Origin of the sequence: Opitutus terrae PB90-1 (genome assembly GCF_000019965.1) — a bacterium.
Taxonomy (GTDB): Bacteria; Verrucomicrobiota; Verrucomicrobiia; order Opitutales; family Opitutaceae; genus Opitutus; species Opitutus terrae.
The window spans coordinates 2,243,056-2,255,435 of sequence record NC_010571.1; the positions used below are offsets into that span (position 1 = coordinate 2,243,056).

At 66.7% G+C, this 12,380-nt stretch carries 9 protein-coding genes; 7 read left to right on the plus strand and 2 right to left on the minus strand.

The features are described from left to right. Positions 1–16: 16 nt before the first annotated feature. Genes OTER_RS09190 through OTER_RS26170 form a run of 3 tightly spaced genes read left to right on the plus strand, consistent with a single transcriptional unit; the run spans position 17 to position 2,870 of the window. Entirely contained in the window at positions 17–1,366 is a 1,350-nt protein-coding gene (locus OTER_RS09190; RefSeq protein WP_237702472.1) for a NosD domain-containing protein, read from the plus strand. Next, entirely contained in the window at positions 1,363–2,067 is a 705-nt protein-coding gene (locus tag OTER_RS09195) for an ABC transporter ATP-binding protein (RefSeq protein WP_012374627.1), read from the plus strand. Before OTER_RS09190 ends, OTER_RS09195 begins: the two co-directional genes overlap by 4 nt. Then, positions 2,064–2,870, plus strand: coding sequence for a hypothetical protein (locus OTER_RS26170; protein WP_012374628.1), 807 nt, complete (start codon positions 2,064–2,066; stop codon positions 2,868–2,870). The genes OTER_RS09195 and OTER_RS26170 overlap by 4 nt, the downstream gene beginning before the upstream one ends. A gap of 102 nt (positions 2,871–2,972) precedes the next feature. Here the strand turns inward: OTER_RS26170 and OTER_RS09205 are convergent, their stop codons facing one another. Then, positions 2,973–3,956, minus strand: coding sequence for a helix-turn-helix transcriptional regulator (locus OTER_RS09205; RefSeq protein WP_012374629.1), 984 nt, complete (start codon positions 3,954–3,956; stop codon positions 2,973–2,975). A 233-nt stretch (positions 3,957–4,189) separates the two neighbouring features. On the opposite strand from OTER_RS09205, the gene OTER_RS09210 reads away from it, so the two are divergent. From OTER_RS09210 to OTER_RS24000, 3 genes are all read left to right on the plus strand, one after another. Further along, positions 4,190–4,816, plus strand: coding sequence for a hypothetical protein (locus tag OTER_RS09210; RefSeq protein ID WP_012374630.1), 627 nt, complete (start codon positions 4,190–4,192; stop codon positions 4,814–4,816). Between the two features lie 134 nt (positions 4,817–4,950). Further along, positions 4,951–7,002: a M13 family metallopeptidase gene (locus OTER_RS09215; protein ID WP_012374631.1), complete on the plus strand. Its 2,052-nt coding sequence runs from the start codon at positions 4,951–4,953 to the stop codon at positions 7,000–7,002. A 175-nt stretch (positions 7,003–7,177) separates the two neighbouring features. After that, positions 7,178–10,435: a PAS domain-containing protein gene (locus OTER_RS24000; RefSeq protein WP_012374632.1), complete on the plus strand. Its 3,258-nt coding sequence runs from the start codon at positions 7,178–7,180 to the stop codon at positions 10,433–10,435. A gap of 138 nt (positions 10,436–10,573) precedes the next feature. On the opposite strand, the gene OTER_RS09225 is transcribed toward OTER_RS24000, so the two are convergent. After that, positions 10,574–11,410, minus strand: a complete 837-nt coding sequence (locus OTER_RS09225) for a rhomboid family intramembrane serine protease (RefSeq protein ID WP_012374633.1) — start codon at positions 11,408–11,410, stop codon at positions 10,574–10,576. 336 nt (positions 11,411–11,746) lie between these two features. On the opposite strand from OTER_RS09225, the gene OTER_RS09230 reads away from it, so the two are divergent. Then, entirely contained in the window at positions 11,747–12,238 is a 492-nt protein-coding gene (locus OTER_RS09230; RefSeq protein ID WP_012374634.1) for a hypothetical protein, read from the plus strand. The last annotated feature ends 142 nt before the right edge of the window (positions 12,239–12,380 follow it).

Sequence of the window (12,380 nt, forward strand, 5' to 3'; positions counted from 1 at the left end):
TCCTCTTCGCGCGGATGTGGACCCGATCCCGGAACAACGCGTCGGAGACGGCGGGTTCCGTTGCGAAGGGCCGCTGTGCTTCCGTGCCTGGCTGGCGGCACTCATCGCTCTTGTCGTGGTGTTGCCGGCACGAGCGGGCTCCTCGTTCGACCTTGCTGCCGCCATCCGCTCCGCTGGGCCGGGGGCCACGATCGAGGTGCCGGCGGGCACGTATCGCGGGCCTTTCGTGCTCGAACAGCCGATCCGGCTGCTCGGCGCGCCGGGCGCCATCCTCGATGGGGGCGGCCAAGCCAACGTCGTCGAGATCCGCGCACCCGACGTCGAACTCGCGGGCTTCGTCATTCGCAATTCCAGCAGCGACATCGAGCGCGACCGCGCCGGCGTCTACGTGGTCGCCCCGCGCGCGACGATCCGCGACAACACCGTCGTCGATTGTCTCCACGGTATCTACCTCAAGGCGGCTAACGATGTTCGCATCCTGCACAATGTCATCCGGGGACGCGCGGCCTTGGAGACCGTGGCCGACCCGATCGTGTCCGGACTCAAGCTTTCGTCTGCCGAGCTGTGCTCGAGCGAGCTGGAACAGAACCAGCGCGGCAACGGCATTCACCTCTGGAAATCGCTGCGCACCGAGATCACCGACAACGACATTCGCGGCACGCGCGACGGGATTTATTTTTCGTTCTCCGACCAGACGCAGGTGCGTCGCAACCGGATCAGCCAGGTCCGCTACGGACTGCATTACATGTATTCCGACGAGAATCTCTTCGAGGGAAACACCTTCGCGGACAACGCCGCGGGCGCGGCGCTGATGTTCTCGGCGGACATCGTGCTGCGCGGCAACCGCTTCACCGCCAATCGCACCCAGCGTTCTTACGGGCTGCTGCTGCAAACCGTGGATCGCACCGTCATCGAGCACAATGTCATGGAAGGAAATACCGTCGGGCTCTACCTCGAGAGCAACCACACGAACACCGTCCGGAACAACGAAATCGCCGGCAACTACATCGGCCTGCGGATCTCCGACAGCTCCGGTGACAACACTTTTAGCGGAAACAGCTTTGTCCGGAACGTGCATCCGGTGGAGATGAGCGGCGCCAGCGAGGGCAATCACTGGACCGCGGGCGGCCGCGGCAATCACTGGGATGGCGCATTGACGCTCGACCTCAACCGCGATGGGGTGGCGGACGTGGCGCATCGCGAAGTGGATGTCTTCGGCTCGTGGCGACGTGAGTTTCCGGCGATTGGGCTGCTTTCGGGCAGTCCGGGCGAACGCTTGATCCGGTTCATTTACAGTCGCGTGCCGGTGCGCGGTTTGCTCGGAGTGACCGATGCGCGGCCGCTGGTCCGCGCACCCGCGCCGTGATCGAGATTTCCGGCCTCAGCAAACGCTTCCGCTCGCGCGCGGTGTTGCAGCGGCTCGATCTCACGGTCCGTCCCGGCGCAGTCAACCTGCTGGTGGGCGCCAACGGCGCCGGCAAGACCACCTTGCTGCGGATCATCGCGCAACTGGCTGCTCCCGACGCGGGGACGGTGCGGATCAACGGGCTCGACCTCGGGACGGAGCCGTTGCGGGCCTTGGCGCAGCTATCGTTTCTGCCCCAGGCGCCACGGTTTCACCCGCGGCTCACCACGCGGCAAGTGGCGCAGTATTACGGGCGGTTGCGGCGACGGGAGCCGTCCGCGGTGGACGCGGAACTCGCGCGCTGGCAGCTGACCGACCACCTCCAGGTAATGACGCATCAACTTTCCGGCGGCATGCGGCAGCGGCTGGCGCTCGCGGTCTTTGCGCTGGCGCACGCGCCCGTGCTGGTGCTCGACGAGCCCGGCCTGAGCTTGGATCCGTTCTGGCGTGAACAACTGCAGCAGTTTCTGACCGACGCGGCGCGCGAGGGCCGCACCGTGCTGGTGGCGACCCATCTGCTCGGCGAGTGGGAGGGGCGCGTCGACGCGTGCCACCACATGCAGGCGGGCCGGATCGTCGGCGAGTTGCCTCCGGCGCGACTGCGCGCCGCCTTCGCGGAGGCCGAGGGGCTGCCGTTGCCCGATCGGGAGGGCATCGAATGAACGAAGGCACCAGCGGATTTGCGCGCGCCATGCTGGCGACGATCGGACGCGAGTGGCTGAGCCACCGCGTCAATCGGTTTCTCCACTGGCATCTCGGGCTGCTCGCACTCGCCGGCGTGGCCGCCGTGCTCGTGGCGCCCGAAGGCGAGGCGCACGGCGTCGCGTGGTTTCTCCTCTACGCCGTGCTGTATGTGATCTCGCTCTCGGCCTTGTTGCTCGGCCTCAGTTCGGCACAGGCGGAGAACGACGAGACCCCTTTTCTGCTCACGCAACCGACGGGCGTCGCGCCCTGGGTGGCGGGCAAGGCGGCGGGGCTCGCGCTGATCGTCGCGCCCTCGTCCGTGCTGCTGATCGTGCCCTGGTGGATCACGGGAGGCTGGACGCCGGGACTGGCGCCGCTGGTGGCGGCGACGGCGGGATTCTCGGTCGTGCTGGCGACAGCGGGGCTGGCAGTCGGGCTGTGGATACATGAGCCCGTGCGCGGACTCATCGCGGCGGTGGCGCTTTGGTTCGCGTGGCTGTTCGCAACGGATCTCGTGCTGATCCTGCTCGCGGGTTCGGGTTGGGTGCAGGCGAATCCGTCGGTGTGGGTCGCGCCGCTAATGCTGAATCCCTTCGACGCACTGCGGGTGACCGTGCTGCTGACGATCGAGCGCGCGGCGTTCAATTCGCTGGGCTCGGGCGCGCTCGTGGCCTGGTGGACGGAGCACACGGGACTGTGGCTCGCCGTGTGTCTGACCGGCTGGGCCGCGCTGGCGTGGGTGGGCGCGCTGCTCGCCGCGAAACAACGGCGAAGAGGGTAAGGACCGACGCGGCGGGTGGAGACCGACATCCCGGCGGGCTCCAAGTGCTCGACGCGGGATCCAGCCGGCCGAGGACGCCGGGCGCAACCGCCAGGCGGCCGCTCAGGCATAGATTTTTGCCAACGCAGCCGTGGTCCGTCGCAGGTTTTCGCGCAGCTCCGCGGGCGCGAGCACCTGGGCCGCCGCGCCCCAACCGAGCACCCATTGCTCGACCTCACTCAGCGCACCCAACCGCAGCTGGACCTCGAGTGCGTCGCCGGGCAGCTCGCGCAGCTCCTGCGATTCGTGCCACTCGCGTTCGCGAATCCGATCAGCGACAGCGGCGGTGAAACGGATCACCACGCGATAGTCGCCGCCGCCGCCGAGCACACCCAGCGCGTTGGCGAAAAACTTCTCCGGCGAGAAGTCGGCGGGACGGGTGAATCCGGCCTTGGTGTTCGCAACGGTCGCGATGCGCGGCAGCGCGAAGGTCCGCAAGGCGCCGCGTTCGAGATCGAAGCCGACGAGATACCAGAGGTTCTCCCGGTTCGCCAAATGATAAGGCTGCACCCGCCGTGAGGACGCCCGGGCGTCGCCGGGCTTGCGGTAGTCGAAGGTGACCTCCTCCTGGCGAAGCACGGCGCCGCTGAGCGCGTTGAAGACGGCGAGATCGGTTTTGCCGAGGCCGATGTTCTTGAACGAAACCGTGCGCAACTCGTCCGCGGGGGAGAACGAAATCCGGTCGCGCAGTCCGCCCGCGAGCTTGCCGAACGCGATCTCCAGCTGCCGGTGAAACGGCGTGCCGCGATACTGCTCGAGCGCGCGCTGCGCCACCAGCAGCGCGAGGAGCTCGCCCTCGGTGACGTTCACCGTCGGAAACGCATTCACCGGTTGCGTGTAGCGATACGCCTGGATCAGCGGATCGAATTCTATCGGCAGCTCGAGCCGGTCACGCATGAAGGCGATGTCACGGATCACCGTTTTGCGCGAGACCTCGAGCGCCTTCATCAGCTTCGTGCAGTTGACCAACGCGCCCCGACGCAGCTCGTCGTGGATCTTGAGCATCCGCTCGAGCGGCGGACGGGAAAGCTGGGCGCGGAAGTTCATCGGAAGGGAAAAAACACGAAGCACACGGAATACACGAAAGCAGAACCGGACGTCGCCCGCGAATCACGCGAATGGGCGCAAATGGACTTCGGCCTTTCGTGTGGTTGGTGGGGTTCGTGTCAAAAGGAGCGGCTGACTCGCGACTCTTGGCGTGATTCGCGGGTCACCAACAAAAGTGCAGGTTTTTGAGGGTGGGACAAGCTATGACCCACCCCCGGCGGTAAGGTGGACGCATGAAATCCACCCGCCGCACCAAAAAATGTTTCGTTCCGCTGGCTCTCGCCTGGTCGCATTGCGGTGTGGCTTGGCGCGTCACCGCCTGGCCCGAGGTTCGCTTCGAGTGCCTCTACGGCGAAGACTGGATCCCGAGCTCGCCGACTGAGGACGTGCTGGCGTCCGCCGCGCAGGCCTGCGGGCCGGATGACTGGCGGTCGTATCTGGAGTTCGTGCCCGTCGAGGGACGCGAATTTCTCAACCAGTTTTCGTTTGCCCGCATGGAAGCGCTGCAGGTGATCGCACGCTGTCCGGCCTTGCTACCGGCGCTGGCCGAGGTGCCGGCGCTCACGGCGTTCGCCGCCGCACACGTTCCGCTCCGCGGGACGTCAGGCGCGTGCTGGGAAGAGATCAACGCGCTGATCGAGCGCAGCGGCGTATTCGGGCTGCTGGACTGGCTCGGGCTGCCTGCGTCGAGGCAGACGCTTTCGATCCTGGCGAACATCGTACAGCCGGACCTGCCGAAGCGGCTGCTGGAACCGCTGCGCAGCCTGCTGTGGGAGCCCACGGCGATCTTCGCGTTGCAGCGCATGCCGGCGATCACGGATCGCGAGTTGGCGAGCACCTGTCACGCGCTGGCGGCCTAGTTTCGCCGGCGGCCGTGTGCTCGGCCGTCATCTCGTCGGCGGGCCGGGAGGGGTGGGCCGGGAGTGAGGGGACGGGCGGGGCGTCGCACGACGGCGAATTGCACTGCCGGGGAAATCCCACACATCTATCCGGCATGATTTCACGTCGCTTGCTCCCCCTGATCGCAGTTCTGCCCGCTGCTGCCCCGCTGGCGGCGAGCGTGGCTGCCGCCGAAGCATCCCGCCCGCTGGTCGATCCCGGCTTCGCCATCGAGCGGATGGATCTTTCGGTCGCACCGGGCACGGATTTCGCCCGGTTCGCGGCGGGCAAGTGGTACGAGACGACGCAGATCCCGGCGGACAAATCGCGCTGGGGCGGATTCGATGAACTGCGCGAGCAGAATTGGGCGGCGTTGCGGGAGATCGTGGAAGAGACTGCGGCGCAGCCGGCCGCCGCGGGCTCCGTGCCGCAGAAGGTGGGCGATTTTTACGCTTCGGCGATGGACACGGCGCGGATCAACGCACTCGGGTTGAAGCCGATCGAGGCGGACCTCGCGGCGATCGCGGACGCGAAGGACAAGGAGGCGCTTTTCCATCAAGTCGCGCAGATGCACCTGCGGATCGGGTCGCCGTTCCTCGGATTGGCGTTTTTTCCCGACCAGAAGCAGAGCGACGTTTACGGTTTCTACCTTTTCCAGGGTGGGCTGAGCCTGCCGTCGAAGGAGTATTACTTCTCGGAAAAATTCGCGCGAGAGCGGTGGGAGTTCGTCGGGCACGTGGCGAAGATGCTGGAGCTGGCCGGCGAGCCGCGAGCGGCGGCGTTTCAGCAGGCGGAGACGGTGTTCGCGCTGGAGAAGGCCCTCGCCGAAAACGCCAAGCTGCCGGTCGAACTGCGCGATCGCCTGGCGAACTACAACAAGATGACGATCGACGCGGCTGCGTCCGCTTACGCCGGACTGCCGCTGAAGCAGCTGGTTCAGGAGCTGGGCGTGCCGGCAACCGTGCGCGACGTGATCGTCGGCCAGCCGAAGTTTTTCGAGGGCTTGTCGAAGGAACTGCAGGCGCGTTCGCTCGACGAGTTGAAGGTCTACACGCGCTGGCAGTTATTGCGTGCCGCGGCGCCGTTGCTGTCGGAACCGCTCGAGGCCGAGAGTTTTCGCTTCTACGGCACCGTCTTGAACGGCACGCCGCAGCAGGAGCCGCGCTGGCAGCGCGCGACCAAGGCCGTGGACGGTGCGATCGGCGAGGCGCTGGGCCAGCTTTACGTCGAGAAGCGGTTTCCGCCGGCCGCGCGCGCGCGGATGATGGAGCTGATCGAGAACGTCAAAGCGGTGATGCGCGACCGGCTTGCCCAGCTCGAGTGGATGACCGAGCCGACGCGGCAGAAGGCGTTGGAAAAATTCTCCCGGTTCCGCGCGATGATCGGCTACCCGGCGAAGTGGCGCGACTATTCGTCCGTGGAGATCAAGCGCGACGACTATTTCGGCAACGCGGCGCGGGCGGCCTACTTCAATTCGCGCCGGGTCATCGACCGGCTCGGCCGCAAGGTGGACAAGGACGAGTGGGGCATGACGCCGCCGACGGTGAACGCGTATTTCTCGTCGGTCACCAACCAGATCGTGTTTCCCGCCGGCATCCTGCAACCGCCGTTCTTTGATGTGCGCATGGACGACGCGGTGAACTATGGCGCCATTGCCGCCGTAATCGGCCACGAGATCACCCACGGTTTCGACGATCAGGGGCGCCGGTCCGATGCGGACGGCAATCTCGTCGATTGGTGGACACCGGAGGACGAAGCTCGCTTCAAGGAGCGCGCGCAGATGCTCGTGGCACAATACAACAGCTACGAGGCACTGCCCGGCTTGCACGTGAACGGTCAGCTCACGCTCGGCGAAAACATCGCGGACCTGGGCGGCGTTTCGATCGCGTTCGAGGCGCTGCAGCGATCGCTCCGGGGCCAGCCCACGCCGCCGAAGATCGACGGCTTCACGGCGGAGCAGCGGTTCTTCATTTCGTGGGCACAGCAGTGGCGCACGCAGTTTCGCGACGATGCGTTGCGGCTGCAGGTCGCGCGTGATCCGCATGCTCCGGGCAACATTCGCGCCTTTGGGCCTTTGGTGAACTTCCAGCCGTTTTATGACGCGTTTGCCGTGAAGGAGGGCGATCGCATGTGGCGCTCGCCCGCGCAGCGCGCCAAGATCTGGTAGGGTCACGGGAACGGCGGACTTATTTCGTTACCAAAACGGCTCGCGGGAGTCTATTGGGCCAACCGGTCTGTAGCTGCCCGGGCGCAGGCCGGCCGCCCGACCCTACCGCTGACTTGAACCGATCGCACACACCTCGATCCGGACCGACGCCTGTTGGTCTGCCGTTTCCCTTGAGATGCCCGCTGTTTACGACGTCGAGCCCCGTCATTCACATGCTCTGACCGGCATTTTCGAAGGCAGGCTGAACCTCTCCGGCCCGGTGCGTTATGCCACCGCGGTGCTGGCGGTGGCGGCTGGCTGGCTGGTGCGCGCGGGGTTGATGCAAGCGTGGGGCGACCGACTGCCTTATCTGACGCTCTACCCGGCGGTGATGATCGCGGCGATTCTGGGCGGGTTCGGACCAGGCGTACTGGCGACGGCCCTGTCGGTGCTCGTGGTCGCAATTTCCTGGACGCGATCGGGCAACGTTTTCTACGGCGACCGGCTCGACTGGGTTGGCATGGCCGCGTTTGCGGGTTGCTGCCTGGGGATCGCGGGCCTTGCGGCGCTGCTGCACCGCTCGCGACGGCGGAGAGACGCGCAGCACCGGGCGCTGGAAACCGCGCACGCGCAGCTCGAGGAGCTGGAACGGCAGCACGCCCGCGCCGAGGCCCGGCTTCGGGAAAGCGAGGAGCGGTTCCGACTGACGGCTGCGAGCGACGGGATCACCCTTTACGAGCAGGATGCGAACCTGCGCTACGTCTGGCTCTACCCGCAGCACGCGGAGCATGGCGCCGCGCTCGGCCGAACCGATGGTGAACTGCTTCCGAACGCCGAGGGCGAACGGCTGATGCAACGCAAGCAGGAGGTGCTCACCCAAGGCACGTCGTGCCGCGTGGAGGTTCGCGCCCAGCTGCCCGCCGGCACGAAATACTACGACACCTTCATCGCGCCGCGCCGCGACGCGAGCGGCCGCATCGTCGGCGTGGCCGGCACCGCGCTCGACGTCACCGACCGGCGCCAACGCGAACAGAGCCGGCAACTGCTCGCGGCGATCGTGGAGTCTTCCGAAGACGCGATCATCGCGCTCGACCTCGAGGGGACCATCACCAGTTGGAATCAGGGCTCCACGCGGCTCTTCGGCTACACCGCGGCCGAAACCATCGGTCATTCGGTCACGATGCTGATCCCCCGGGAACGCTTTCACGAGGAACCGCAGATCCTCGAACGCATTCGGGCCGGAGAGCGGATTGAGCACTACGAAACGCGACGGCGCCGGAAAGACGGGACCGAGCTGGAGATCTCGCTCTCGGTCTCGCCCCTGCGCGACGATCGCGGCGAGATCGTGGGTGCCTCCAAGATCGCGCGCGACGTCACGCTGCGCAACCGCACCGAACGCAACCGCCGGTTCATCGCGATGCTCAATGAGCGGCTCGCATCGTCGGATCAACCGGACGAGATCGTCCAAACCGCGAGCCGGCTGGTGGCCCAGTTCCTCGGTGCGCAGGACTGCTGTTTTTCCGAGTGGCATGACGAGACCGGTGCGGCGCTGGTGCATTACGAGTGGGGGGAGCCCGGCCGGCCGGCCGGCACGGGCGTTCACCGGCTGTGCGAGTTCGCCCCGGCGGAGTGGCGCCGTCAGTTTCCGCACGAATTCCGCATCGCCGACATCACGCGCGAAGCGCCCGACGCAGCGCTGGTCGGGAAGTGTCAGGCAGCGGGCGTGGGCTCGTTTGCCACCGCCGGTGTGACGCGGAAAGCACCGTGGATCGCCTCGATCATCGTGGCCAGCCAGCAGCCGCGGACGTGGCGCGACGACGAGATGCGGTTGTTGAAGGCAGTGGTCGCGCGCGTATGGCCGCTGGTCGAGCGGGCGCGCAGCGAGACCGCGCTGCGCACGAGCGAGGAGCAACTCCGGCTCATCACCGACCACGCCCCCGTGTCGCTGGCGCAGGTCGACCGCGAGCGCCGGCTGAAATTCGTCAATCAAACCTACGCGCGGCGCTTCGGCCGCGAGCCCCACGACCTGATCGGCCAGCCGCTGAAGGAAGTGGTGGGCGCGACGGCCTACGCGCGGATCCAACCGCATCTAGACGGCGCCTTCGCGGGCCGGCACGTGGAATTCGAAACTGAAATCGCCCTGCCCGTCGGCGGGACGCGCTGGGTACATGCGGTGCACACGCCGGAAACCGCGCCCGACGGCACGGTGATCGGCGTGATCGTGCTGATCACCGACATCACCGCGCGCAAGGAGGCCGAGCGCCAGGTGGCGCTCGCGCGCGACCAGGCGCTCGCGGCGGCCCGGGCCAAGGATGATTTTCTCGCGGCGTTGTCGCACGAGCTCCGCACGCCCTTGAACCCGGTGCTGCTGATCGCCAGCGACGCGGCGGAAAACCCGGCGCTTGCCGCCGAGGTGCGACGCGATTTCGCGACGATCCGCAAAAACGTGGAGCTCGAGGCACGATTGATCGACGACCTGCTCGATGTGACGCGCATCACGCACGGCAAGCTGCCGCTCGACCTGCGGCCGGTGAGTGCCGAACAGATTCTGCAGGACGCCTTGTCGGTCATCCGTCCCGACGCCGAGCAAAAGCGGATCACCCTGGTCACGGAGCTCACGGCGCACCGGACGACCGTGCGCGGCGACGCCGTCCGGCTGCAGCAGGTGTTTTGGAACGTGCTCAAGAATGCCGTGAAATTCACTCCCGCAGGCGGGCGCATCACCGTCACGTCCGCGAACCTCCGCGGCGGCGACACCCTGCGCGTGGCCGTGCGCGATAATGGCATCGGCATGACACCGGCGGAGATCGCCCGCGTGTTCGACGCGTTTACCCAAGGCGACCATGCTGTCGGCAGCAACTCGCACCGGTTCGGCGGGCTGGGCTTGGGGTTGACGATTTCGCGGCTGCTGGTCGAACAACACCACGGCGACATTCGCGCGGAAAGTGCCGGCCCGGGGCAGGGGGCCACCTTCACCATCGAGCTGCCGGTCACGACGCAACCCATCGCCACGGTCGGCTCGACCACGGGTGACGACGGGCTGCGCGCGATCCACCTCGATGGCCGGGCGGGGCGGAGGCGCGGTCGCGTGTTGCTGGTGGAAGACCATGCGCCGACGCGTGACGCGCTCGCGAGTCTGCTCCGACGGCGGAACTACGAGGTGCTCACGGCGGCGACGATCGGCGAGGCGCGCGCGCATCTGGCAGCGGGCGGAATCGGCTTGCTCGTGTCGGACATTGGGCTGCCCGATGGCGACGGCTGCGATCTGATGGCCGAACTCCGCGGCCGCGCCGAGTTGCGGGGAATCGCGCTCACGGGCTATGGCATGGATGCCGACATCGCACGCAGCACCAAGGCGGGCTTCTTCGCGCACCTGACGAAGCCGATTCGCGTGCAGGCCTTGGACGCCGTGCTCGCCGCGATCGATTCACCCGCGGCGGATTTCGCCCGCTAGCCCGGATATTTCATGAAATATCCGCCCTCTGGGCCGACTCTGTCGGGGCTGGCCGCGACAAGGTCGCTTCGCCGCGGGCGGACGGAAATTTCAGACCGAGCTTCACTCCTGTTCATGAAATTTCCGGGTTAGCCGGGCTCAGCGGCCCGAACTGCGGCGGCGCAACGCCTCGCGACCCTGATCGAGCTTGATCCGCTCCTGCGCGGTCAGGCTGTCGAGTCCGGACCGGGCGATCTTGTCGAGCAGCGCATCGAGCTCGGCCATGGCAGGGTCGGACGAACTGCGGGGATTGCTGCCGCGGCGATCGCCCCCGGGCAGCACGCGCAATTTCGGCCGGCGCGTGGGCCAGCGTAGCTTCGGCAGCGAGAACCGCCCCTGCTCATGACGAACGAACGCGTAGGAGAACCCCACGGTCGCCCAGAGCGCGAGGAGCGAGTTCACGTCATTCCGGCTGAATCCGATCAGCGTGTAGATGCCGACGAGCACGAACGCGATGTGCTTGGCCTGGAGGTTGAAAAACACCGGCACGCTCGGATGGAGCGTGGCGAACGCGAGGAACAACCCGAACGCGCCCGATTCGCCCGAGAGCGACACGGGCCGCCACAGGCCGATCGCGGTGAACAGCAGCGGCAGGAACAGGTAGAGGCCGACGTAAAACTCGAGAAACACCTTTCGGCCGAAGAACCGCTCCACCTCGCGGCCGAACCAGATGATCATCGCCATCTCGATCACGAACCAGAGGCTCGGCGGATTGTAGAAACCGTAGCTGAAGATCCGCCAAGCCTCGCCGGCGAGCACGCGTTCGCTGCTGAACGGCAAGAGACCGAGTACGCCGTAGGCGCCGGACCACATCAAAATGGCCGTGATCAGCATCGCGCCCGCCCAGATGAGCACGAGCACGTGCGCCGCATAGATCGCGTGACCGCGCCACCACGTGAGCGGCTGGTGTTCCTGGGAGTAGCCGTATTCGTCCATGGCTGCTGGTCGGACAGCGTGAGCGCAGGGTTGCTCCGCGGCAAGTGTCGTGAGCTGCACGCTTCAAAGCAGGGCGCGCCTCCTCTGGCACGGCGTCTCGCCCGTGAGTTGGTTTGGAAACTGAGCTGCGCTTCTCGGGAATCCGGCCGGCTGGCCCCGGCTCTATTGAGGATTCCGGGAAGAAGTGACGGCGGCCCGGTCGGGCGGGGATTCCGCTCCGCGCCGCGAACACCTCGCCGCGAAACGGATGAACCGTTGCGGGCGGGATCGGTCTATGGCCCGATACGGACCCGGGCAAATCCCGGTGTGCGCCGCTCCTCAACCCCAACATTCATCATGACCCTCCAGACATTCTTCCCCCGGATTGCCGCTGCGACATTCGTCGCGAGCGCGCTACTGTTCTTAGCCAGTGCGTGTTCAAAACAGGATCGCGACACCGCAGGCGCGAAAGCCCGGGACGCGTATGACCGCGCGAGCGAGGCGACGAAGGACGCCTACGCCGACACCAAAGCCGCGATGGGCAAGGCTTGGGACGAGATGAAGGCCTACACGTTCGAGCAACGGGAGCGGTTCGCCGCGAGCGCCAAGGCGATGGAATCGAATATGGAAGTGCAGGCCAGCCGGCTGCGGGCCGAGCAGGCCGAAGCGGAGGCGAGTGCCAGCCGACAGGCCGCGATGGCTGAACTGAAAAACGCGCAGGCCGACTACAAGCAGAAGGTCGCGGCACTCGGCGATGCCACCGCCGCCACCTGGGAGAGCGCGAAACAAAACGTGATCGTCGCGTGGAACCGCATGGAGGCGGCCTACCACAACGCGCGCGCGAAATAGCACGCAGGGTGGCGCCGGCGTCTCGCCCGTGGGCCGTGGCATTCGCTTAGCGGCTCGACGAACTCGGCACTCAAATCGCGACCGGGCTGGCGAAACGCAGCACGCAGTCCACGGGCAAGATGCCCGTGCCACACCTGCGGCC